The organism is Actimicrobium sp. CCC2.4 (genome assembly GCF_034347385.1).
GTDB lineage: Bacteria > Pseudomonadota > Gammaproteobacteria > Burkholderiales > Burkholderiaceae_D > Actimicrobium.
Map to the genome: position 1 here is coordinate 722,440 of NZ_CP133777.1, position 23,364 is coordinate 745,803.

At 58.1% G+C, this 23,364-nt stretch carries 23 protein-coding genes and 1 tRNA gene; 9 read left to right on the forward strand and 15 right to left on the reverse strand.

The annotated features are described in order from the left end of the window. Nucleotides 1-12 precede the first annotated feature (12 nt). Together cyoE and RHM62_RS03440 are read left to right on the forward strand one after the other, a co-directional pair. Complete coding sequence (cyoE, locus tag RHM62_RS03435) at nucleotides 13-900, forward strand: heme o synthase (RefSeq protein ID WP_322124178.1); 888 nt, start codon at nucleotides 13-15, stop codon at nucleotides 898-900. Nucleotides 901-905: 5 nt separating this feature from the next. Continuing rightward, nucleotides 906-1,529, forward strand: coding sequence for an SCO family protein (locus tag RHM62_RS03440; protein WP_322124179.1), 624 nt, complete (start codon nucleotides 906-908; stop codon nucleotides 1,527-1,529). A 46-nt stretch (nucleotides 1,530-1,575) separates the two neighbouring features. On the opposite strand, the gene rpoH is transcribed toward RHM62_RS03440, so the two are convergent. From rpoH to ftsY, 4 genes are all read right to left on the reverse strand, one after another. Further along, entirely contained in the window at nucleotides 1,576-2,472 is an 897-nt protein-coding gene (gene rpoH, locus RHM62_RS03445; RefSeq protein WP_322124180.1) for an RNA polymerase sigma factor RpoH, read from the reverse strand. A gap of 221 nt (nucleotides 2,473-2,693) precedes the next feature. Continuing rightward, entirely contained in the window at nucleotides 2,694-3,626 is a 933-nt protein-coding gene (locus RHM62_RS03450) for an ABC transporter permease (RefSeq protein WP_322124181.1), read from the reverse strand. Continuing rightward, the gene (locus tag RHM62_RS03455; protein WP_322124182.1) at nucleotides 3,623-4,297 is read right to left on the reverse strand and encodes a cell division ATP-binding protein FtsE; all 675 of its coding nucleotides are present in this window, start codon (nucleotides 4,295-4,297) and stop codon (nucleotides 3,623-3,625) included. The genes RHM62_RS03450 and RHM62_RS03455 overlap by 4 nt, the downstream gene beginning before the upstream one ends. An 18-nt stretch (nucleotides 4,298-4,315) precedes the next feature. Continuing rightward, complete coding sequence (gene ftsY, locus RHM62_RS03460) at nucleotides 4,316-5,380, reverse strand: signal recognition particle-docking protein FtsY (RefSeq protein WP_322125306.1); 1,065 nt, start codon at nucleotides 5,378-5,380, stop codon at nucleotides 4,316-4,318. 202 nt (nucleotides 5,381-5,582) lie between these two features. On the opposite strand from ftsY, the gene rsmD reads away from it, so the two are divergent. Genes rsmD through RHM62_RS03475 form a run of 3 tightly spaced genes read left to right on the forward strand, consistent with a single transcriptional unit; the run spans nucleotide 5,583 to nucleotide 7,041 of the window. Next, nucleotides 5,583-6,245 (forward strand): 16S rRNA (guanine(966)-N(2))-methyltransferase RsmD, encoded by a 663-nt coding sequence (rsmD, locus tag RHM62_RS03465; RefSeq protein ID WP_322124183.1) that lies wholly within the window; start codon nucleotides 5,583-5,585, stop codon nucleotides 6,243-6,245. Nucleotides 6,246-6,282: 37 nt separating this feature from the next. Next, complete coding sequence (coaD, locus tag RHM62_RS03470) at nucleotides 6,283-6,771, forward strand: pantetheine-phosphate adenylyltransferase (protein ID WP_322124184.1); 489 nt, start codon at nucleotides 6,283-6,285, stop codon at nucleotides 6,769-6,771. A 9-nt stretch (nucleotides 6,772-6,780) separates the two neighbouring features. Further along, on the forward strand, nucleotides 6,781-7,041 hold the full coding sequence (locus RHM62_RS03475) for a YfhL family 4Fe-4S dicluster ferredoxin (RefSeq protein WP_322124185.1): 261 nt from the start codon (nucleotides 6,781-6,783) through the stop codon (nucleotides 7,039-7,041). Nucleotides 7,042-7,050: 9 nt separating this feature from the next. On the opposite strand, the gene RHM62_RS03480 is transcribed toward RHM62_RS03475, so the two are convergent. Beyond that, a complete protein-coding gene (locus RHM62_RS03480) occupies nucleotides 7,051-8,145 on the reverse strand; it encodes a sensor domain-containing diguanylate cyclase (RefSeq protein WP_322124186.1) in 1,095 nt (364 codons plus the stop codon). A 452-nt stretch (nucleotides 8,146-8,597) separates the two neighbouring features. Here RHM62_RS03480 and RHM62_RS03485 point away from each other — a divergent pair, with 452 nt between their 5' ends. Continuing rightward, the gene (locus RHM62_RS03485; RefSeq protein WP_322124187.1) at nucleotides 8,598-9,500 is read left to right on the forward strand and encodes an HDOD domain-containing protein; all 903 of its coding nucleotides are present in this window, start codon (nucleotides 8,598-8,600) and stop codon (nucleotides 9,498-9,500) included. Between the two features lie 50 nt (nucleotides 9,501-9,550). On the opposite strand, the gene ychF is transcribed toward RHM62_RS03485, so the two are convergent. The 8 genes from ychF to RHM62_RS03525 all read right to left on the reverse strand — a co-directional run bounded on the left by ychF (nucleotide 9,551) and on the right by RHM62_RS03525 (nucleotide 16,746). Beyond that, nucleotides 9,551-10,642, reverse strand: a complete 1,092-nt coding sequence (gene ychF / locus RHM62_RS03490) for a redox-regulated ATPase YchF (protein WP_322124188.1) — start codon at nucleotides 10,640-10,642, stop codon at nucleotides 9,551-9,553. Between the two features lie 126 nt (nucleotides 10,643-10,768). Beyond that, a complete protein-coding gene (gene pth / locus RHM62_RS03495) occupies nucleotides 10,769-11,359 on the reverse strand; it encodes an aminoacyl-tRNA hydrolase (RefSeq protein WP_322124189.1) in 591 nt (196 codons plus the stop codon). 110 nt (nucleotides 11,360-11,469) lie between these two features. After that, nucleotides 11,470-12,108, reverse strand: coding sequence for a 50S ribosomal protein L25/general stress protein Ctc (locus tag RHM62_RS03500; protein WP_322124190.1), 639 nt, complete (start codon nucleotides 12,106-12,108; stop codon nucleotides 11,470-11,472). Between the two features lie 165 nt (nucleotides 12,109-12,273). Continuing rightward, a complete protein-coding gene (locus RHM62_RS03505) occupies nucleotides 12,274-13,224 on the reverse strand; it encodes a ribose-phosphate pyrophosphokinase (protein ID WP_322124191.1) in 951 nt (316 codons plus the stop codon). 115 nt (nucleotides 13,225-13,339) lie between these two features. Continuing rightward, nucleotides 13,340-13,416, reverse strand: a tRNA-Gln gene (locus RHM62_RS03510). A 77-nt stretch (nucleotides 13,417-13,493) separates the two neighbouring features. Continuing rightward, entirely contained in the window at nucleotides 13,494-14,351 is an 858-nt protein-coding gene (gene ispE, locus RHM62_RS03515) for a 4-(cytidine 5'-diphospho)-2-C-methyl-D-erythritol kinase (protein ID WP_322124192.1), read from the reverse strand. Next, the gene (gene lolB / locus RHM62_RS03520) at nucleotides 14,351-14,896 is read right to left on the reverse strand and encodes a lipoprotein insertase outer membrane protein LolB (protein ID WP_322124193.1); all 546 of its coding nucleotides are present in this window, start codon (nucleotides 14,894-14,896) and stop codon (nucleotides 14,351-14,353) included. The genes ispE and lolB overlap by 1 nt, the downstream gene beginning before the upstream one ends. A 59-nt stretch (nucleotides 14,897-14,955) precedes the next feature. Then, entirely contained in the window at nucleotides 14,956-16,746 is a 1,791-nt protein-coding gene (locus tag RHM62_RS03525; RefSeq protein ID WP_322124194.1) for a tetratricopeptide repeat protein, read from the reverse strand. Between the two features lie 132 nt (nucleotides 16,747-16,878). On the opposite strand from RHM62_RS03525, the gene mutM reads away from it, so the two are divergent. The 3 genes from mutM to mutY all read left to right on the forward strand — a co-directional run bounded on the left by mutM (nucleotide 16,879) and on the right by mutY (nucleotide 20,866). Further along, the gene (gene mutM / locus RHM62_RS03530; RefSeq protein ID WP_322124195.1) at nucleotides 16,879-17,700 is read left to right on the forward strand and encodes a bifunctional DNA-formamidopyrimidine glycosylase/DNA-(apurinic or apyrimidinic site) lyase; all 822 of its coding nucleotides are present in this window, start codon (nucleotides 16,879-16,881) and stop codon (nucleotides 17,698-17,700) included. Nucleotides 17,701-17,773: 73 nt separating this feature from the next. Further along, a complete protein-coding gene (locus RHM62_RS03535; protein ID WP_322124196.1) occupies nucleotides 17,774-19,711 on the forward strand; it encodes a dynamin family protein in 1,938 nt (645 codons plus the stop codon). Further along, nucleotides 19,712-20,866, forward strand: coding sequence for an A/G-specific adenine glycosylase (gene mutY / locus RHM62_RS03540; protein ID WP_322124197.1), 1,155 nt, complete (start codon nucleotides 19,712-19,714; stop codon nucleotides 20,864-20,866). A gap of 151 nt (nucleotides 20,867-21,017) precedes the next feature. Here mutY and RHM62_RS03545 read toward each other — a convergent pair whose 3' ends face one another. Further along, nucleotides 21,018-21,977 carry a TerC family protein gene (locus RHM62_RS03545; protein WP_322124198.1) on the reverse strand — a complete coding sequence of 320 codons (960 nt, stop codon included), beginning with the start codon at nucleotides 21,975-21,977 and terminating at the stop codon, nucleotides 21,018-21,020. A 223-nt stretch (nucleotides 21,978-22,200) separates the two neighbouring features. Next, complete coding sequence (locus tag RHM62_RS03550; protein WP_322124199.1) at nucleotides 22,201-23,289, reverse strand: GGDEF domain-containing protein; 1,089 nt, start codon at nucleotides 23,287-23,289, stop codon at nucleotides 22,201-22,203. Nucleotides 23,290-23,364 lie beyond the last annotated feature (75 nt).

Sequence of the window (23,364 nt, forward strand, 5' to 3'; positions counted from 1 at the left end):
GACTTTTCCTGAATGACCACGCTGACCTCTTCTACGCCGAATCGCTTTGCCCAGTACTGGGCGCTGACCAAACCACGCGTGACACAACTCGCCGTGTTTTGCGCCGTCATCGGCATGTTCCTCGCGACGCCTGACCTGCCTGACTGGCGGGTAGCGTTGCCTGCGACGATAGGGATCTGGTTGCTGGCTGGCGCGGCCTTCGCCGTCAATTGCCTGGTTGAACGCGAGATCGATGCACGCATGGCACGGACCGCCCGGCGCCCGATGGCGCGCGGTGATATCACGGTGCCGCAAACGCTGGTGTTTTCGGGTGTGATTGGTGGCGTCGGTACAGGTGTGCTGTACTACTTCGTCAATCCGCTGACGATGTGGCTGACTTTCGCGACCTTCATCGGTTACGCGATCATTTACACGATTATCCTGAAGCCGGCGACGCCGCAAAACATCGTCATCGGCGGACTGGCTGGAGCGATGCCGCCAGCCCTTGGTTGGGCTGCTATCGCCAATGATGTGCCGATGCAGGCTTGGATTCTGGTACTGATCATCTTCATCTGGACTCCGCCGCATTTCTGGTCGTTAGCGTTGTACCGGCGCGATGATTATGCCAAGTCGGGTTTGCCGATGCTGCCGATCACGCATGGCATGGTGTTCACGCAGTTCCATATCTGGTTGTACACCATTGCATTGGTAGCAACCACTTTCCTGCCCTATGCAGTGAACATGAGCGGGCTGATTTATCTGGTTTCGGTGATTTTGCTGGACATCGTCTTTATGTGGCACGCATGGCAGGTCTACAAACACTACACTGACCAGGTGTCCCGCAAGATGTTTGCCTATTCGATCCTGTACCTCGGACTGCTGTTTGCCGCGCTGCTGGTCGACCATTACTACAAGATATAACTCCCATGCGCCTGATTCCAAGTCTCCTGCTACTACTCTCGCTGACTGCCCTTGCCGGATGCGAGCAAAAGCAATCTGCCAGCGGCGACATGAAGTTTTCGCCGGTGAACAGCCAATTCAAGAATACCGATGTGACCGGGTTGCAATACGCCAGGGATTTTGCCTTGACCGACCATAACGGCAAGGCGCGCACGCTGGCCGATTTCAAGGGCAAGGCTGTGCTGGTCTTCTTCGGCTATACGCAATGTCCCGATGTCTGTCCAACCACGATGGCAGAAATGGCGACCGTCATGAAAGAACTCGGGCCCCAGGCCGACAAGGTTCAGGTGCTGTTCGTGACGCTCGATCCGGAACGCGATACGCAGGCTCTGCTGTCGCAATACGTCCCTGCGTTCGATGCGCGCTTCCTGGGCCTGTATGGTGATAATGCGGCGACGGTCGCGGTCGCAAAGGAATTCAAAATTTTCTATCAGAAGGTGGCGGGCAAATCTGCCGATAGCTACACCATCGACCACACTGCCGGCAGTTACGTATTCGATCCACAGGGCAGGGTGCGACTCTTCGTCAAGCACGGTCAGGGCGCAGCACCAATTGCACACGATCTCAAGTTATTGCTGGATCAGTCATAAAAAAAGGGCGCTCCGAAAAGCGCCCTTTTTATTTGTCCGGCCAAGCTTACGCAAAAGCAGCCAGCGAACCCTTCATCTTCTTCAGGGCAACTGCTTCGATCTGCCGAATACGTTCGGCTGACACGCCGAACTCTTTGGCCAGTTCATGCAGCGTGGCGCCCGAGCCGTCGTCATTGGCGAGCCATCGCGCTTCGACAATCCGGCGTGAGCGCTCGTCGAGCTTGTTCAATGCCTGCGACAGTCCATCGCTTTGCAGGCGATCGTATTGCTGCGCTTCCAGCACGCTGGTCGGCTCGTTACGATCCGAAGACAGATAGGCGATAGGCGCGAACTTGTCGTCCTCGTCATCTGTCGGGGCTTCGAGGGCAATATCGCGACCGGATAAACGCGTTTCCATTTCGATGACTTCTTCGCGCTTGACGTTCAATGTCTGCGCCAGTGCCTCGACCTGCGCCGGTGTCATTGAATCCAGCCCTGTCTTGTGGCTGCGCAAATTGAAGAACAGTTTGCGCTGTGCTTTGGTCGTGGCGACCTTCACCAGACGCCAGTTCTTCAGGATGTACTCGTGCATTTCGGCTTTGATCCAGTGCATTGCATACGACACCAGTCGCACACCTTGATCGGGATCGAATCGTTTGACGGCTTTCATCAAGCCGATATTGCCTTCCTGAATAAGGTCGGCGTGTGGCAAACCGTAACCCAGATAGCCACGGGCGATCGAGACGACCAGGCGCAAGTGCGACAAGACCATGCCCTGCGCAGCACCCAGATCGTTCTGGTCGCGCAGGCGGCGTGCGAGGGACATTTCTTCTTCGTGCGTGAGCATCGGCAAGCGATTGACTGCCGAGATATAGGAATCGATATTGCCGAGAGTGCCGGTAAAACCGAGGGCCAGGGCGTTGCCCGGCGCGACAGATGCGGTTTCAGGTGCGGTTGTTTTCATTATTTCTCCTTGCTTCCTTATTAGGAACAGACCAGTTATCGAGACAAACCGGCCGCTGACAGAGGGCATCTTAGCACTCTGGCAGGATGAGTGCTAATGACGATAGTGTGAGTTCCGGATAGTGTCAGGCTATGGTGTTGCGTCAGGCGGTATTCATTGCATGCATGTATTGGAGCCAAATAGCGCACCGAAGTTGCAACCCGATTGTTATCGAATTGTTGTCAACTTGTTGCAGATGCAGCCAAGTGCCGTGACACCGACAAGACCGCACCAGCAACGCCCAGCAGCGCGCCAAGCCCGAGTAACAGCATCGTGGCGAGTGGATCCAGCGCAACGAGCGTGAACTCGGATGCATAGAGTCGGGCAAACTCGGCAACCGCGGCATTGACCGGCCGCAGGATAAGTGCCACAGCCACCATCGCCAGGCCGGCAGCACAAAGTCCGAGTAAGGCTCCGGTGTAATAGAAGGGCCGATAGATGAAGGTATCGGTGGCACCGACCAGTTGCGATACGGCGATCTCTTCGCGTTGCGTCAGTACCTGCAAGCGAATCGTGTTGAATACGACGGTCACGACGACGATACCCAGCGTGCCGGCCAGTATGACGAGCACCACGCCGAGCAAGTGGACCAGTGCTGCCAGGCGTTTGATCCAGGCCGAGTCGACCTGCACGTGCTTGATACCGGCTAGTGCCTGCAGGCTGGCAGCAATCGCATCGACTGCTCCGGCGTCGGCGGCATTGTCAAAGCGCGGCAGCTTGATCAGGTAGCCGTCCGGCAGCGGATTCGTGCCCAGAATATCTAGTGTTTCCGATAAGCCCGATTGCTGCTTGAGCATGTCGAGCGCTTTCTCGCGCGGTAGGAATTCGACTTTGCCCGGATGCTTGCTGTCTTGCAGGACCCGCCGGATATCCTTGCCAAGCGCAAGCGCGTCATTGCGCGTGACGGCCATATCGATAAAGACGCTGATCTCCGGTTCGACGACCAGCTGCCCTGATAGAGGACGCAGATTTTCCAGTACCGTCAGGCCGGTCAGCGGCAGGGCAAAGGCGATCGCAATGACGACGGCATTGATCAGGAAACTGGCCGGCGCACCGAGCGCGTTCCGGAAGGCCTGGCGCAACGCAAAGCCGTGCTGTCTCAACCAGATGTTCATGCGGTGGTCCTTGCTGGCCAACTGTCGACCAGCTGTCCTTGTTTCAGATAAATCACCCGGGCGGCAGTGCCCAGAATTTGTTCGTCATGCGACGAGATGACGCAGGTAACACCGGCACCATGGAACGACTTCAGCGCATCAAGCACCAGATTGGCGCTGTCGCGGTCAAGGTTGGCGGTGGGCTCGTCGGCCAGAATGATCTGCGGCCGGTTGACGATGGCACGGGCAATCGTGACGCGTTGCTGTTCGCCGCCCGACAGTGACAGCGGTGCCACCTGTGCCTTGTCGAGCAGACCGACGCGCTCCAGCGCCGCACTGGCGCGTCGTCCGGCATCGGCGCGCGTGGCACCACAGACCAGCAAGGGCATCATCACGTTGGCCAGTACGGTTCGGTCCTGCAGCAGGCGTTGCTGTTGCAGGATCAAGCCCAGATTACGTCGCAAATACGGCAGGCCGGAACGATTGAGCTTGCCGATGTCCTGGCCATGCACGCTGACCGTGCCGCTGCTGGGTCGCTCGATGGCGGCGATCAGTTTGAGCAGCGTGGACTTGCCTGCGCCGGACGGGCCGGCCAGGAAGACCATCTCGCCATCCGCGATGTCGAGCGTGACGTTGGACAGGGCGACAGCGTCGCCGGCATAGCGTTTGGAGACCTGATGGAATGCGATCATGGGAGCGTAGGGCAGGCCTTAGTCGGTGGCTTCGCCCAGCAGGGCGGTGACGAATTCGTCGGCGTTGAACGGTTGCAAATCTTCGATCTGTTCGCCGACTCCAATAAAATAAACCGGTATCGGCCGGGTCCGGGCAATGGCAGCCAGTACGCCGCCCTTGGCCGTGCCATCGAGCTTGGTGACGACCAGTCCCGTCAAGCCGAGTGCGTCATCGAAGGCCTTGACTTGCATCAGCGCGTTCTGGCCGGTATTACCATCGATGACCAGCAGGATTTCATGCGGTGCGCTTGGCATCGCCTTGGCGATCACGCGCTTGATCTTCTTGAGCTCTTCCATCAGATGCAGCTGCGTCGGCAACCGGCCGGCGGTATCTATCATCACCACATTGGTCTTCTTTGCCATGGCCGAATGCACCGCATCGAAGGCTACCGCTGCCGGATCGCCGGATTCCTGCGCGATCACCGCGACATTATTGCGCTCGCCCCAGATCGTCAATTGCTCGCGTGCTGCCGCGCGGAAGGTATCGCCGGCAGCCAGCAACACGGACTGTTGATTGGCTTGCAGGTGCTTGGCAAGTTTGCCGATGGTGGTGGTTTTACCGGCGCCGTTGACGCCGGTAATCATTATCACCAGCGGCTGGTGGCGGCCCAGTTCCAGCGGTTTTTGCAGCGGGCTGAGCAAGCCGATCAACAGCTTGCGCAGCGCCGATTTGACTTGCGCAGCTTCGGTCAGTTTCTCGTCCTTGACGCGGCGCTTGAGTTCGGACAACAGGAAGTGCGTCGCGTCGACGCCTGCATCGGCCATCAGCAGGGCTGCTTCGAGTTCTTCGTACAGATCGTCGTCGATGCGCGCACCGACGAACAGTGTGGTCAGGTTGGCCGATGTTTTTGACAAGCCTGATTTCAGGCGGGCCAGCCAGGATCGTTTGACCTCAATTGGTGGTGCCGGCGTTTCTTCCGGCGGGGGCGGAGCGACGACTTCCGTGACGGGCACCGCTGCCGGGAGTGCAGCATCTGATAACGCTACCGTGACGGCTGCGTGCGCGGGTTCGGTCTTTGGTTTTTTTTTGAAGAAGCTGAACATCGGCATGTAGTTGGAGGCTTCGCAGGGCGGCTGCGCACGGAAATCTGGAGCTGCTGGCATTCTAGCAGAGCAAGGCGGTGCCAATTCCGTGCGGTGGCGGCCGTATCGATGAATTTACGTGCTTAAACTGGCTATACTCCGGTGCGATTCGCGCCCGCTGTGCCAAAACCTGGATGGCGGGATAATTATTTACCTTCGATCCATGACCATGCCCAAACAGCCTAGCAAGAAACCTGCTCCCAAACCGCGTCCGGCTCTGGCCCATCAGGTCCGTATTATCGGTGGCGACTGGAAGCGCACTCCGCTGCCGGTGGTGGAATCGGCCGGATTGCGGCCAACCCCGGACCGGGTACGCGAAACGGTGTTCAACTGGATAACGCACCTGATTGATGGGCACTGGTCCGGTATCACCTGTCTCGACCTGTTCGCCGGCACCGGCGCACTCGGGCTGGAAGCCGCCAGCCGTGGTGCGGCACGGGTGACGCTGGTGGAAGAAAGCCCGGCCGTGGTGCGCCAGCTCGAGGCCACACGCGATAAATTGAACGCCAGCCAGGTCAGTATCGTGCGCGGTGATGCGCGCGCCGTAGTGCAAGGTCTGCAGCGACGCCTGACCGGCCCGGCTGATCGCTACAACCTGATTTTCCTGGATCCGCCATTCCATGCCGACTGGCTACCGGCCATGTTACCGCTGTGCGCCGCGCTGCTGGACGAACGCGGCTTCATTTATATCGAATCGGAAAAGTCGATTGATGGTGCTGCATTGCCCGAATGGCTGCAGGGCTGGGAAGTCGTGCGCGCCGATCAGGCAGGGATGGTGTTCTTCCATTTGTTGCAACGCCAGAATTCGCACGCAATTGATGCATAATGCGGTTTCCAAACTAGTGACACTCCAGGGAGCAACGATGGTCACAGCAATCTATCCGGGTACGTTCGATCCACTCACGCGGGGGCATGAAGACCTGGTACGTCGGGCGTCGGGCTTGTTCGGCAAGCTCATCGTCGGCGTTGCCGACAGCAAGAACAAGAAGCCGTTCTTCGATCTCGAAGAACGGCTGACGATCGCCAATGAAGTGCTCGGACATTATCCGAACGTGGTGGTCGAAAGCTTTTCCGGCCTGCTCAAGGATTTTGTGCGCCGGCATGATGCCCGCGTTATCGTGCGTGGCTTGCGGGCGGTATCGGACTTCGAATATGAATTCCAGATGGCCGGCATGAACCGCTATCTGCTGCCGGAAGTCGAGACCCTGTTCCTGACACCATCCGACCAGTATCAATTCATCTCCGGCACTATCGTGCGCGAAATCGCCCTGCTGGGCGGGGATGTCTCGAAGTTTGTCTTTCCTTCGGTCGAAAAATGGCTCAAGGAAAAAATCGCTGCCGGTCAGGAGTGACGTAAAACCATGGCACTCCTGATCACCGACGAATGCATCAACTGCGACGTGTGCGAACCGGAGTGCCCGAACGACGCGATTTTCCTGGGCCCGGAAATCTACCAGATCGATCCGGGCAAATGTACCGAATGCGTCGGCCACTTCAACGAACCGCAATGCCAGCAAGTATGTCCGGTCAGTTGTATTCCGTTCGACCCCGCATGGCGCGAGAGCAAGGATGAATTGCTGCTCAAGTTCGATCTCCTGCAACGCAAGAAAAATTCTGCCTGACCACGTCTGTTACGACGCCCCGATCACGCGGTTGCGGCCGCTTTGCTTGGCGCGATACAGTGCTTCGTCGGCCCTGGCAACCAACTGCAGCGCAGTTTTTTCAATCGGATGATCACGATCGGCGGCACTCAATTGCGCCACGCCTATCGAGACAGTCGCCGTCAGCGCGCTTCCGTCAGAGAGCACGATGGGCTGGCCCGCCATGCTGGCGCGGATGCGCTCGGCGACTACCAGCGCATGCGACAAACCCGCATCGATCAGCAAGACCACAAATTCTTCGCCGCCAAACCGTCCCAGCGCGTCACTTAGTCGCAATTCCGCCTTGATTCGTAGTGCTACTTGCTGCAGCACTTCATCGCCGCCCTGGTGGCCCGCACTGTCGTTGATTTTCTTGAAGTGATCGATGTCGATATACATGCATGACAAGGGGAATTCCTGACGCCGGGTGCGGCCGATTTCTTCCTGTAACCGGCGCTCCAGATAGCGCCGGTTGTTCACGCCGGTCAGTGAGTCGGTCAGGCCAATGCGTTTGAGGCGTTCATTGTTGATGACGTTCTCAAGACAGATCGCGATGATGCATCCAAGGTGTTCGATGAAATCGCTCGCCATGCCGCTGGCAAAGCGACCTTCGTGCAGACTGCCAAGGCTAAGGCAGCCGATCAGGCGTCCCTGACGCAGCAGGGGGACCACCGCGACACTGGCCGGCGTTAATACTTGTTTCGGGAAAATCACGCCATGCCGCGCCGAACTGAACCGTCCCAATACCGGATGGGTCATTGGTGCCAGCGTCAGGCCGAGTTCGGCTTCACGGTCGATGAACAGCAGGTTAGGGAATTCTGCCTGGTCAAGAGCCAGCTCGACCATGATGCGGCGGATATCGTATTCGGTGTCGATCAGGCACAAGGTCACGACATCGAGCTGGGAAGATTCCGAGAGAGTGTCGAAGATGCTTTCGATCAGTTCGCGCAAGCTGTTAGCCGCGATGAATTTCAAGTCGAAGGCCTGGTGGCGACGCATGATTTTCTGGTTGCGCTGCGCTTGCTCGAGCAGCAATACAAGCCTGTCACGCAATTGGATATTTTCAGTGACCAGCTTGTTCGTCATTCGGGTAATTTCCGATCAGGCAAAAGAGGCAGTTCAACTAGCAATGCCATTATGTTATCAGGCAACCATCAGCATATTGCCTGAAACCATTGGCTATGGATAACAGTAACTTGTTCAATGCCGTGAGAGCGACGCTGCGCTCCGATGCTGCAACCCGCGAAATGCCCCCACTGAACGAGCGTCCCGACCTGCCCGCGCAGTAGGCGGCAGCAGGACATTCGACACGTCGAGGCCAGACATGCAGGTATCATCAGAGGGATTTTTTTCCCTGCGTCCGGACGCCTCGCTGCTCTGGCTGCGTCAATAGAAAGATTTCTATGCTCGCATGGCTACGCAGTTTGTTGAGTGCCCGAAAGTTGCCAGTCTCCGTGACAAGCGAGACTGACGATGATGGTGCTGTGTGCATTGTCGACACTCCTGTTCGTGATGACGATACACACCGGATTTCATGGATGCAGCGCAACGAAGTCTCGGCGGATTTCACCCGTTTGCTGTTCGTTACCCGCGACGACAGCGCGATTTTTGTCACGCCGGCCGAAGTAGCCGTTCTTGCAGAGCTCGGTCGCCTTCTTGCCTCGGCACATGCCGGCAGCAGCCTCGTGCGTCGTTTGCCGGGGGTCCTTCCACAGTTGCTACAAAGCCTGCGCTCTGACAGTTTCTCGGGGGCGGCGCTGGCACGGATGATTTCTCATGATGTTGTGTTGGTGGCGGAGGTGTTGCGGCTGGCGAGCACAGCAACCCATGGTGCCAGCACAATGACCAGCATTGAGCATGCGGTGCTGGTGCTGGGTCAGAACGGCTTGCGGCAACTCATTAGCGGTGTCGCGTTCAAGCCCATCATCGACCTCAAATCCGGACATTACACGCGGCGCATTGCGCCTCGTCTCTGGCAGCAGTCGGAGCAATGTGCATTGGCTTGCCGCCTGCTTGCTGAGCATGAAGACGTGGTGCCGTTCGAGGCGTTTCTTGCCGGCCTGATCCAGTATGTCGGGTTGATCGCTTCATTGCGGGTGCTGGAACAAGTTGCCGAAGGCGACGCCACGCTCGGTTCGGCCAGCTTTTGCAATGCCTTGATCGCGCATGCACGCGTCCTGTCGTGCAGCATCGCGACGGAATGGCAATTCCCGCCGGCGATCATCGTTGCCATCGAAGAGCAGGGCAGCAAGCACGACTTAATGCGCATGTCGCCGCTGGGACGGGTCCTGTCGAGCGCTGATTACCTGAGCAAGGTGTGTGTGTTGGGGCATCATCAACGGCTGCGTCCGGACGCCATCAGTGACTTGTCAGAAATCGCTCTGGGCTGCCTGCAGCAGCTCCGTGCTGCCGACCAACCGCCGGAAGCATACTGCGAATAAAAAAAATCCCGCACGGTCGCGGGATTTTTTTTGGCCGGACAGCCTGCTATCTACACATTGAACAGGAAGTTCAGTACGTCGCCATCCTTGACCACGTACTCCTTGCCTTCCGCGCGCATCTTGCCGGCATCCTTCGCGCCGGCTTCGCCCTTGAACGCGATGAAGTCGTCGTAGGCAATCGTCTGCGCGCGAATGAAGCCGCGCTCGAAATCGGTATGAATCACGCCGGCAGCCTGGGGGGCGGTGTCGCCGACATGGATAGTCCAGGCGCGGACTTCCTTGACGCCGGCAGTGAAGTAGGTCTGCAAGCCGAGCAAGGTGTAGGCAGAACGGATCAGACGATCCAGGCCGGGTTCGGTCATGCCCATGTCGGCCAGGAATTCGGCTTTGTCGGCGTCTTCGAGGTCAGAGATTTCGGATTCGATGGCCGCGCAAATCGCCACGACCGGCGCGTTCTGTTTCTTTGCGTATTCGGTCAACTGGTCCAGTAGCGGATTGTTCGTGAAGCCGGTGTCGGACACATTGCCAACATACATCGCCGGTTTGGCGGTGATCAGGCACAGTGGCTTGATCAGGGCCATTTCTTCGGCATCCAGACCCATCGCCCGCACGGGCAGCGCCAGGTCGAGTTGCGGCATGATGCGCTCGAGAATGACGACCAGCTTGGCTGCGTCCTTGTCGCCGGAGCGGGCTTTCTTGCTTTCGCGATGGATGGCTTTCTCGACGGCGGCCATGTCGGCCAGCGCCAGTTCGGTCTGGATGACTTCGATGTCGTCAAGCGGGTTGATGCGACCGGCGACGTGGATCACGTTGTCATCTTCGAAGCAGCGCACAACATTGACGATCGCGTCGGTTTCGCGGATGTGCGCGAGGAACTGGTTGCCCAAGCCTTCGCCTTTGGAGGCACCGGCGACCAGGCCGGCGATATCGACAAATTCGACCGTCGTTGGCACCGCGCGCTGCGGCTTGACGATCTCGGACAGGGCAACCATACGGGGGTCAGGCACTTCGACCATGCCGACATTGGGTTCGATCGTACAGAACGGATAATTCTCAGCCGGGATGCCGGCCTTAGTCAGCGCATTGAAGAGGGTGGATTTGCCGACGTTCGGGAGGCCGACGATGCCGCATTTGAGACTCATGATGTGTGCTTTGCTGGAAAGAAAATTTAAGACGCTATTTTACCGTAGCGGCGGGCTTGGACTGCGCAAATGCGCGGGTGCTGCCGGATCAGCATGCATTGCCGGCAAAAATCGGCAGGGTCCGGATTAGCCCTTGGCCGTATGCAGCCGCATTGTTGCAGCATCAAACTTGCCGTCGCAGAGCATCGGGATAATGTCGATGCTCTGCGCGATGGCTTCATCGAGCAGGGGTTGTTCTTCCTTGCGCGGACGATGCAGCACGTAGTCGGCAACCGGCTGTTGTGACCCTTGCGTGCGCGGGTGGCCGATGCCGAGGCGCAAACGCCAGTAATCCTGCGAGCCGAGTGCCGCCGTGATGTCCTTGAGGCCGTTATGGCCGCCGGACGAGCCGCCTTTTTTCAGACGTGCGGCACCAGGCAGCAAGTCGAGTTCGTCATGCACGACCAAAACTTCGTCGACGGCAATCTTGTAAAACCTGGCCAGCGCACCGACTGACTGGCCGGAGCGATTCATGAAGGTTTGCGGTTCGAGCAACCAGACTTCGTGGTGCGCGATGCCGGCTTTTGCAGCAAGCGCATTGAAACGGGTCTCGCGCACCAGCTTGCACCGGGCGATACCGTTGGCGAGGTTGTCGACCAGCCAGAAGCCGGCGTTGTGACGGGTTTGTTCGTATTCCGGTCCGGGGTTGCCGAGACCGACGATCAGTCGTATGGCCATGATGGAATTGACTATTCAAAAAGCGATTATCGCGGATTCCGCATGAAAAAAGCCCGTCGCGAAGGACGGGCTTTTCGGTGGTCCGGCTAAAACGCCGGTCCGGATGACAATTACTTCTTGTCGGCAGGTGCGTTAGCAGTAGCTTGCGCGGCTGCAGCAGCGGCATCAGCAGCTTCTTCAACACGACCGGCAGGAATCGAGGCAGCAGCAATCGTCGGATTGTCGTCGCCACCGTGAATGACGGCGGTGACGCCTGCAGGCAATTGCAGGTCGGCCAGGTGGATCGAAGAACCGATTTCCAGCGCGCCGAGGTCGACGGTCAGGAATTCCGGCAGGTCAGCTGGCAAACAGGTGACTTCCAGCTCGCTGACGACGTGGCTGATGATGCCGGACGACAGCTTGACTGCTGGCGATGCATCGCCGTTGATGAAGTGCAGTGGCACCTTGACGTGGATTTTTTGCGAAGCATCGACGCGCTGGAAGTCAGCATGCAAGACGAGTTGCTTGTAGGCGTGGACCTGGAAATCACGCAGCAGGACTTTTTCAACTTTGCCGTCGATTTCGAGGTCGAGAATCGACGAGTGGAAGGTCTCTTTCTTCAGCGCGTGGTAGAGCGCGTTGTGGTCGAGGCTGATGTTCACGGGAACGCCGCTACCACCGTAGACGATACCTGGGGTCTGGCCTGCAATACGCTGGCGGCGGCTCGCTCCGGTCCCCAGTGCTGTGCGTGCGAATGCGATAACTTTCATGTGTTGCTCCAAATGTTGCAAGGCATTGCCTTGCGATAAAAATCCCCCGCGACCAGGGGATCCGAAAACGGATGCGGCTGGCGCATCCGGGGTTTGATGACGCCGCGTACTGCTGCGGACATCACCGGCCTTCGCATTGCTGCAAAGGGTTCAGCGTTCTTAAACTTATTCGGCAAACAGCGACATCACCGAGTCACCGGTACTGATGCGGCGGAAGGTCTCTGCCAGCAAGGCGGCGCAGCTGAGCTGGCGGATCTTGCTGCAGGCCCGTGCTGCCTCTGACAGCGGAATGGTATCGACCACGACCAGTTCGTCGAGCGTCGATGCATTGATGCGCTCGATGGCGGGGCCGGACAGGACCGGATGCGTACAGTAGGCGATGACTTTCTTGGCGCCGCGATCTTTCAGGACTTCGGCGGCCTTCACTAGCGTGCCGGCGGTATCGACCATGTCATCCATGATCACGCAGTTGCGGCCTTCGACTTCACCGATGATGTTCATTACTTCGGAGACGTTGGCCTTCGGACGGCGCTTGTCGATGATGGCCAGGTCGCAGTTGAGACGCTTGGCCAGTGCCCGGGCGCGCACCACGCCACCAACGTCCGGCGAGACCACCAGCAGGTCATCGTAGTTTTTGGCAACCAGGTCGCTGAGCAGGATGGGTGATGCGTAAATATTGTCGACAGGGATATCGAAGAAGCCCTGAATCTGATCGGCATGCAAGTCCATGATCAGCACGCGTTCGACGCCGACTTCCTGCAGCATGTTGGCCACGACTTTTGCCGAGATCGCCACGCGCGCCGAGCGCGGACGGCGGTCCTGACGGGCATAACCAAAATACGGGATGGCAGCGGTGATGCGACCGGCGGAGGCGCGCTTGAGCGCATCGACCATCAGCATCAATTCCATCAGGCTGTCGTTGGTGGGCGCGCAGGTCGATTGCAGGACGAAGACATCCTTGCCGCGCACATTTTCATTGATTTCGACGACAATTTCGCCATCGGAAAACTTGGAGACAACCGCTTTGCCCAATTCGATACCGAGGTGTTTCACAACGCCAAGCGCTAGATCCGGATTTGCGTTGCCGGTAAAAACCATCAGGTTATCGAGTGCCATTGTGGGGTGTCCTGGAGAGCGGTCGTTAAAATTAAAAAACCGCCCTGGCCCGACGTTTCAGTCATGCGTTGGCGGCTTGCATTTTTGCTTGGTAATGCTTACTCGACTAAATCAATGGCAGGGGAAGAAGGATTCGAACCTTCGAATGCTGGAATCAAAATCCAGTGCCTTAACCGGCTTGGCGATTCCCCTACGCAACTTTGCTAATGCCGCTGCATTGTCGCGGCGAACCGCGTTTGATGCAACGTCAAAAAAATCTTTTGTCCTGATTACTGCAATTGCGCTAGCGGATGCTGGTTTAGCGATTTGGCTATCCATGCTGACCAGCGTTTCGGCAGTTTTTCAAGTACCGCTGTCGCTTCGGCTTTCGTCGTGAAAGCACGAAATACACAGGCACCTGAACCGGTCATTCTCGCTACTTCCGATCCGCCCAGCCATTTAATGGCCTCGGCAACCGGCGGGAATAATGCCGTCGCCACTGCTTGAAGATCATTTCGTCCGAAGCCAATCAGAGCTCCGGAAAAGTCCAGCATTCTGACGGGTTTAGAATTTCTTGTCAATTCCGAAGACGCAAATATTACCGGCGTCGGTATGGAGACCCCGGGTTCGAGGACCAGGAACCAGCATTCGGGAGTATCCAGAGTGATCAGCTGTTCGCCGATGCCTTCGGCAAACGCGTTGCTGCCAAACAGAAAAAATGGCACATCGGCACCTAGCTGCAGGCCGAGTTGCTGCATTGCTGTCCGTGTCATGCCGGTTTGCCACAGATGGTTCAGCGCCATCATTGTGGTGGCTGCATCGGAGGACCCGCCACCCAGTCCGCCGCCCATCGGCAGCCGCTTTTCGATGGCGATATCGGCACCATAGCGGCTGCCGGTGGCCTGTTGCAGCAGGCGTGCTGCGCGCACGATCAGGTCGCTGTCGTGTGGAATGCCCACCATTTCTGTCGTACGCCTGATTACGCCATCATCGCGCACGTCAAAGTGCAGCAAATCACTCCGATCGATCAACTGAAAAGCACTTTGTAGCAGGTGATAGCCATCGGCGCGACGGCCCGTTACATGCAGGAATAGATTGAGCTTGGCGGGGGCAGGGCAATCGCGCAGTGTGCGTAGCTTGAGCAGCATCAGACCGGCTGCCAGCTGTCGATGATGATCCTGATCGTCACATTGCCGGCGGCGCTGGTGCTGCGTGAGAGATCAATGCGTTTGGGACGGGCAGGTTTGGCGACCTCGCTTGCCTCCCAGCTGGCATATTGCAGCGTCCAGCCATCGCCAGTCAGGATGGGATTGCTGTTGGCTGGCGAAGCGTTCACGCTGCGGCCGTTGGCATCTTTCGCGTGACCTTGCAGCCAGTCGCGCAAGCCGGCTACCGGCAAGGGCCAGCCAAGTGCATCGGCCGCCAGCGCGTCCGGATCGGCAGCGCTGCGCGCGGGTTGGCCCGATTGCGTGAGGATCGCTTCGGTGGGCGTGATGGCGATGGTGGCGATGGTCTGTCCGAGCGGCGACATCAGCGTCACCAGCGTCCGGTCGGCACGTTGCGACCAGCTGAAGCTGCCGTGCAGGGCTTCCTCGTTGCCATCGCGTTGATAGCGGACCGACAGGCGTCCGCCGAGGTCAATGGCTGTCACCGCCTGGACGGACGACATGGACGCCGTTGGCAGTGTTGCCATGTTCGCGCAGCCGGCTAGCAATACGGAGATCAAGACGCCAGCGCGAGCCAATGCCTTAATCAAAGTTTGACCTGCAGGCGCGTGAGTGTGTTTTTCAGCGAGTCGTTCTTCGGATCCTTGCTGCGGGCATCGCGCCAGAATCGCTGGGCATCTATTTTCTCACCGCGCACCCACAACACTTCTCCGAGATGTACCGCGATCTCGGCGTCCTGGCGCAGCGCGTAGGCACGCCTGAGCAAGGTTTCCGCTTCCGGCAGCTTGCCCATCCGGTACTGGACCCAGCCCATGCTGTCCATGATGAACGGGTCGTCCGGTGCCAGTGTCAGGGCTTGTTCGATCAGCTTGAATGCTTCAGGCAATCGCACGTTGCGCTCTGCCAGCGAGTAGCCCAGCGCGTTGTAGGCGTGCTGGTTGGTCGGTGCCAGCTTGATGACCTTGCGCAGAGCGGCTTCCATCCTGTCGACCCGGTTCAGTTTTTCTGCAGCCATCGCATAGTCGTACAGCACATCGATGTTTTCGGGGAAGCGCAGTGCACCGGTTTCAAGGACCAGATAGGCCTGCTGTTGCAAGTCCGAATCACGCAGGACCTGCGCATCGGTCTGGATGACCAGTATTTGTTCGCGCTCGCTGGTGCCGGAAGTCTCCGCAAGCAGTTGACGCGCACTGGTCAGTTCGCCGCGTTGTCCCATGAGCTGGGCACGCTTGATCTGCGCACCGAAATACGCGTCACCAGCCTCGATACGCGCCAGGTAAGCAAGCGCAGCATCGATGTCCTTGCGTTCTTCGGCGATCTGCGAGAGCACCAGCAAAGCCTGCGCCGGATCCCGATTTTCTTCAGGATGTGCGGCCAGCACGTTCAGGTAGGTAGTGAGGTATTGCTCGGCGCTTTTCAGGTCGGTCGTCTGGGTGCCGAGGATGCCGAGTGCAAATAGCGTGGTCAGGTCTTCCGGTTGGCCCTTGAGCAGGGTTTCGAATTCCTTGCGTGCCTGGTCGTACAGAGTCTGTTCGATTAGCAATCGGCCGTAAGCAATGCGGATTTCACGGCTATCGGGATGCGAGGATAAATACGTTTGCAGCGACTGCGCGGCTTCTTTTTTGTCAGGGATGACTTGCGCCAGCGTTAGCGCGGCGATTTCCGAATCCGGTTTGGCTTTCAGCGCCAGCATGGCCTCACTGCGGGCCCGCACCGGATCATTGTTGTTGAACGCGGCCTGGGCCAGCGCGATATGGGTTTCTGCCAGATCCGGATAGGGCGCGACCAGATTTTCCATGACCTCGAAGGCTTCCTTCTTGTCCTTGGCGCGCAGCAGCAGGCGCTGGACTTGCAGGATCAGAAGGGGGCGGCTTACCGGCCGTACATCGCGCAAGCGCAGCTCGAACACTTCCCGGAATTCGCTCAGGTCGTCGCCGAGCAGGATCATACCGACATAGTACTGAGTCGCTTCATCGGATTTTGGTGCCAGAGCGCGCCAGAACCGTACCGCGACCATCGCTTCTTCCGGCTGCTTGGCAGCGATGGCTATTTCTGCTGCGCGCCTTGCTGCGCGGGGATCGCGGGTTTGTTGTGCCACCGAAATCATGTTGATGTACGCCGGTTGCCAGTCACCGCGCTGGAAGGCGATTTCAGCAGAGAGCAGCTTGAACATCAGTTCTTCAGTCAGTTCGACGACAGGCAATCCATCGCCGGCATATTTTTCAGTGCTGATAGATGGTTCCTCGGGCACATTCGCAATCGCGCTCGTTGCAGGCGTCCCGATTGTCGCCGCATTGGCCGAGCTGATGGGGCCTGGCAAGCCGGCGCAAGCCGATAACAAAGTCGACAGGGTTACAATGGCGAGGGCGGTTTTCAAGGGTTGATCCTGACTGTTCAAACGATTTTCCATTTTACGCGCAACCTGTTGCTTTCGCGTGTCACCGCAGACCGGCGAGTGGCGCCCGACTTGTATCCGTCTTTGTCCTGCCACCTGGAGTGTGCGTCTGTCATGCCCGAATTACCGGAAGTCGAAGTAACCCGCATGGGAATAGCCCCCCACCTCGATGGTCGAACCGTTGCTGATGTCGTGCTGCGACGAAGCGGATTGCGTTGGCCGTTTCCGGATGATCTTGCAATGACGCTGGTCGGGCGCCCGGTGCGTTCGACCGGACGGCGCGGCAAATACCTGCTGATCGGTTTCGATCATGGCACCTTGCTGATTCACCTGGGCATGTCGGGGCACCTGCGCATCCTGCCATTGTCGACCCCACCGGAAAAGCACGATCATTTCGACCTGGTGGTCGGTGAGCAGTTGATGCGTCTGACCGACCCCCGCCGCTTCGGTGCAGTGCTGTGGCACGCGCAACAGGACGGACCGCTGGAACATCATGTGCTGTTGCGCGGACTGGGCATTGAGCCTCTGGGAGCAACACTGCTGGCACAAACGCTGTTTCATCAAACGCGTGGTCGCAGCGCCGCCATCAAGCAAGTCCTGCTGGCGGGTGATGTCGTGGTTGGTGTCGGCAACATCTATGCGTCCGAGAGTTTGTTCCGGGCGCGCATCAATCCGAAGACTCCTGCCGGCCGCATCGCGCTGGCGCGCTACGAACGGTTGGCTAGCGAGATCCAGGACACGCTGTCGGCAGCCATCGCGCAAGGCGGTAGTACTTTGCGCGATTTTGTTGGCGCAAATGGACAGTCGGGCTATTTCCAGCAAAGCTACTTCGTCTATGATCGAACGGGCGATCCGTGCCGCGTATGCGGGATGGCTGTGCGCCAGATCAAACAGGGCCAGCGCTCAACCTTTTATTGTGTGCATTGCCAGAAGTAGTAGTCAGCCAGTGACGATTTTTTCAGTCCCAGTCCCTGTCCGTGAGTGTGATGAAGCCCCTTGAGGAGACAGCGTGAGTAATCTGGTCCGGAAATTCGAACAGTACGGTGGCTGGCGCGATGACGTCCTGGCCGCGCTGGCCGCCTACCGTAAGCATGTCGAGGCGGCGCAATTGATGGATCCCGCCAGCGAGCAGCGCATCGAACAGATGGCAGTGCGGTTGTCGACCGACAAGCTGACCATTGCCTTCGTCGCCGAGTTCTCGCGCGGCAAATCCGAGCTGATCAATGCGATCTTTTTTGCCGGCTACGGCCAGCGCATCCTGCCGTCGTCGGCCGGCCGCACCACGATGTGTCCGACCGAGCTGCTCTACGACGAAACCTTTCCGCCGTCGATCCGGCTGCTGCCCATCGAAACGCGTGCCCAGGGCCTGTCGACTACCGACCTGAAATCGGAATGCCAGGTCTGGACGGTGCTTCCGTTGAATCTGTCGTCCGGCGATGGCATGCAGGAAGCGTTCCGGCAAGTCAGTCTGACCAAGCGCGTGACGGTCGCGCAGGCGCGCAGCTATGGCTTGTATGACGAAGATGATCCGGATAGCGCGCTGTCCGTCGATGCCGATGGCCTGGTCGAGGTGTCACGCTGGCGCCATGCGATCGTCAACTTCCCCCACCCGTTGTTGCAGCAGGGTCTGGTGATCATCGACACGCCGGGGCTCAATGCCATCGGGACCGAACCCGAGCTCACGCTGAACCTGATTCCAAACGCCCATGCAGTGCTGTTCATTCTGGCCGCCGACACCGGCGTGACCAAGAGCGATATCACGATCTGGCGCGACCACATTGGTGCCGGCGCAGGCCGCATGGTGGTACTCAACAAGATCGACAGCATGTGGGATGAATTGCGCTCTGCCGATGAAGTTGAGCAACAGATCAGCCAGCAGGTCAGCAGCGCAGCCCACTTGCTGGGCTTGCAGGAAAATCAGATATTCCCGGTCTCGGCGCAAAAGGGCCTGGTGGGCAAGATCAACCATGATCTCGCATTGCTGTCCCGTAGCCGCATGCCATTGCTCGAGAACGCGTTATCACAGCAGTTGATTCCGGCGCGCCAGCACATTATCCGTAGTCAGCTGGATGGCAACATCGACGAGCTGGCGACGGCCAAGCGAACCCAGTTGCTCACGCGTACCCGCAATGTCGTCGAGCAATTGCTCGAACTGAAAAGCCTGCGCGGCAAGAACCAGAACATTATCGATCACATGATGAAGCGCATCGATATCGAGAAGCGCGAATTCGATAACAGCCTCATCAAGCTGCAGGGCACCCGGGCCGTCTTTACGCGCCTGTCGAACGAAGTCTTCACCAGCCTTGGCATGGATATCCTGAAGCAGGACATCCGGCTGACGCGGCAGGCGATGGAGGGCAGTATTTTTTCTTCCGGCTTTCGCGAAGCGGTACGGCGCTTTTTCGAGCAGGTCCAGAACAATCTGACCCTGTCGTCGTTGAAGACCGATGAAATCGCCGCGATGATGACGGTGATGTACCGTAAATTCTCCACCGAGCACGGACTGGCACTATCGACTCCGATGCCGTTTTCGCTCGACAAATACGTGAAAGAAATCCGCATGACCGAAGCGATTTACCAGCGCCAGTTTGGCGCTGCCGCCATCATGACCACCCGCACCGGGGTGCTGATGCAAAAGTTTTTTGATTCAATTGCCTCGCGCGTCAAGCAAAGTTTTTTGCAAGCCAACCATGATGTAGAAGCCTGGCTGAAAGTCATCATGGCCCCGCTCGAAGGGCAGATACGTGAACACAAGGCACAACTGAAGCGCCGGCGCCAGGCTATCGAGCGCATCCATCTTGCGACCGATAGTCTGGAAGAAAAAGTGACGGCGTTCGAGCAGATGGAAGCTGAATTGTCGACCGATTACCAGCGTCTGCTTGCACTCGAAAACACCCTCAGAGCGGCCGTCCGGGCCGAGCTGTCCGCGCTGGAAATGGCGCACTGAATGCAGCCATCGACCAGCAATACCCTTGCCGCCGGCACCTACGCCGATCCCGATTTTTCCCGCGCCGTCATTGATTGGCAGCAATCTCATGGCCGCCATGCGCTGCCATGGCAAAACACCCGTGATGCCTATCGCATATGGCTTTCCGAGATCATGTTGCAGCAGACTCAGGTCACGGCGGTCATTCCGTATTATCAAAAATTCCTACTCAGTTTTCCGGATGTCGCTGCGCTGGCCGGAGCGACATCGGAGCAAGTGATGTCGCACTGGAGCGGACTCGGCTACTACACCAGGGCGCGCAATTTGCATCAGTGTGCCAAGCGGGTCGTGGCCGAACACGGTGGTCTGTTTCCTGCCGATCCCGGGTTGCTGGCCGATTTGCCTGGCATTGGACGCTCTACGGCGGCGGCGATTTCGGCATTTGCCTATGGCACGCGGGCCGCTATTCTCGACGGCAACGTGAAACGGGTTTTCACCCGCGTCTTTGGTGTCGATGGCTACCCGGGCAGCAAGCCGGTCGAAGACCAGTTATGGCGGCGCGCGGTCGATCTGTTGCCGCAAGTGGGTATCGAACGTTACACGCAGGGCTTGATGGATCTGGGTGCCACGCTGTGCACGCGCAGCCGGCCTGATTGCGCGCGCTGTCCGCTGGCGGCACGTTGCGTCGCGCTGGCGACCGATCGGGTGCATCTGCTGCCGGTTCGCAAGCCCAAAAAAGCCGTGCCGCAACGCCAGACGTCGATGCTGGTCGTCATCGATCAGGGGCAGGTACTGCTCGAGCAGCGTCCGGATAGCGGTATCTGGGGCGGCTTGCTGTCGCTGCCGGAACTTGAGGCGCTGGCACCGGCCGACCTTGACGACGAAGCCGACGGTGCAACTTTCGGGCAATTGCTGACGCAGGCACTGGCACCGTTTGGCGTACCGGCATCGTGTGCACGACTGACGCCGTTTTCGCATGTTTTTACCCATTTCAAGCTGCAGATATCGCCGTATGAAGTACGCCTGTCACGCCGGCTTGACCGGGCCGGTCAGGATAGCCATGTCTGGTATCCAGTCGAGCGACTGGCCGACGCACCGCTGCCGGCACCGGTCAAGAAGCTGTTGCTTGAATTGTTACGCACAGAAGACCTGTTCGCACCGGAACGAGCAGCCTAGCACTTGATCGTGGTTTGCTTGGCAGCCGGCAATCCGGCAAATATCACGGCAGCCGGCACATGCCTGATAAACGCCGCGACGGCGCAATCAGGACAATTCCGAAAATCGATCTCCCGGCTGTGGCGACGACTTTCCTGGCGCTGGGGGAGGCTTACTCTTTCGGAGGCTTCGGAGCGATGCGCACACTCAACAGCATCGTCAAGGCCAGAATGCCCACCACTACGCCCAGAGAAAATACCACCGGAATTTTGACCACATCGATCAGGCACATCTTGGTACCAATGAACACCAGAATCACCGCCAGGCCATAGTTCAATAAATGAAACTTGTTGGCAACAGCGGCCAGCAGGAAGTACATGGCGCGCAAACCCAATATGGCAAATACATTGCTGGTCAGCACAATAAACGGGTCACTGGTGATGGCGAAAATGGCGGGAATGGAATCTACCGCAAAGATGACATCGGTAAGTGCAATCAGGCAGATCACCATGAACAGCGGTGTGGCAATTTTCTTGCCGTTTTCCACCGTCCAGAAGCGCTCACCATCGTAGTTTTTACTTACGGGTAACAGCTTGCGCAGTAGTTTCAATGCGGGATTGTCGTTCAGGTCAGGCTCTTTGCCAGCGGCCCACCACATTTTCACCCCCGTGAGGATCAGGAATGCACCGAACACATACAAAATCCAGTGGAACTCCGCCAGCAACCAGCCTCCCACCAGAATCATGATGGTGCGCAACACGATGGCACCAAGGATACCTATCATCAGCACCCGTTTCTGGAAATGAGTGGGTACGGCAAAGTAGGTGAAAATCATCAGGAAGACAAAGATGTTGTCCACCGCCAGCGACTTTTCGATCAGGTAGCCAGTCAGAAATTCCAGCGATCGGGCGTTCGCGATGTCAACCGATCCTGTCGCATCTTTGACCGCCCACCAGAACAGACCGTTGAATAAAAAGCTGAGCGCAATCCAGACCAGCGACCAATTCAATGCTTCTTTGACGCCAATGTCGTGCGAGCCTTGCTTCTTGAGGACGACAAAGTCAACGAACAGCGACATCAGCACGATGCCGCCGAAAGTGGCCCACAGCCAGAGGGGGGCGATTGTTTGCATATGGAATTTCCAGGTTGGTGATCAATACCCCATTACAAGAGGGTTTTTTGCGCTGCGTACGAACGCTTCATTGCGCTCACCGGAGTTTAGCCGGATATCATCATGTTTAATCTGACAAATCGATCGAAATAGTCAGTAAAAAAGGAAGTGTTTCGACGCATTTCCCTGCTTTCCGATGCTTTGTAAGACTTTGCCAATGATTCGGCAGAAGCTGACTAGGTTGTCAGCAGTCATCGATCCATTCAACCCTGTTACGGCCACGTTCTTTGGCGCGGTACAAGGCCGTATCGGCGCGTTCGATTAGTGCTGTGACGGTCTCGGCGGGACGGTACTGGGCGACGCCGATGGACAGCGAGATTGCATGCGGCGGCAGTACGCCCTGTAAATCCAGGAAGTGCGCGTAAACGCGTAAACGCTCGGCGTGCATCACTGCGCCCTTCAGGTCGGTATCCGGCAGGATCTGCATGAACTCGTCACCGCCGTAGCGGCCGATTACATCGCTGTCGCGGATACTGTCGCGGGCGACATGGGCGAACTCGCGCAGGATGACGTCGCCGACAAGATGGCCGTGCCGGTCGTTGATATCCTTGAAATGGTCCACATCGATCAGGCACAGGCAAAACGGAATACCTTGCTGATCGGCACGGGCGATGGCAGCAACCAATTCGGCCTGCAAGTGGCGACGGTTGTACAAGCCGGTCAATTCGTCGCGGATGGCTTTTTCTTCAAATTGCTGTAATTGCCGGCGGGTTGCCTGCAGCGCGGCGCGCAGTTTGCGGACTTGGGTGCCAACGCTCACCATCAGCGGCAAGGTCAGCGTCACGATCAGCCATTGCAGCAGGTCCATGCGCAATGCATCGTTGTATCCGGCCGGAAAATTACGCGTCAGAATCATTGCCAGATAAGCACTCATGCTGCCGATCGCCAGTACCGCCAGCCTTGCCGGGCCAAGCCGGAAAGTGCCGTACGAAAACGCCACCAACATGAACGGCCCCAGCACGATTTGCGCATTGCGGTCCAGGTAAGACACAGTCAGCATCGTGATCACCGAGGCGGTGATTTGCGCGGAGGTCAGGCTGGGTTCCCGAAAGCGCGTGTTGACCCGGAACCGGAACAGGATATAGAACAGCACCAGAAAGCCGGTCATGAGCCCGGCGCCAGCCAGAAACGCAAGGGGGCTGACCAGTCCTTGCTCGAAAAATACGAAAATAGTCAGCAGATATAACAGCGAGGCAATGCTGGTCTGGGAGATCGGTGTGATCCGGGTCGACCGGGTGGCCGGTCCGGAGAGCGTGCGAGGGAGGGATGGCATCGTCGGCGTGATGGTTGAGCAGCGAGTTTGCAGCTTATCCGGACGAATGTTCACCGGTACATTCTGGTCTTGCCA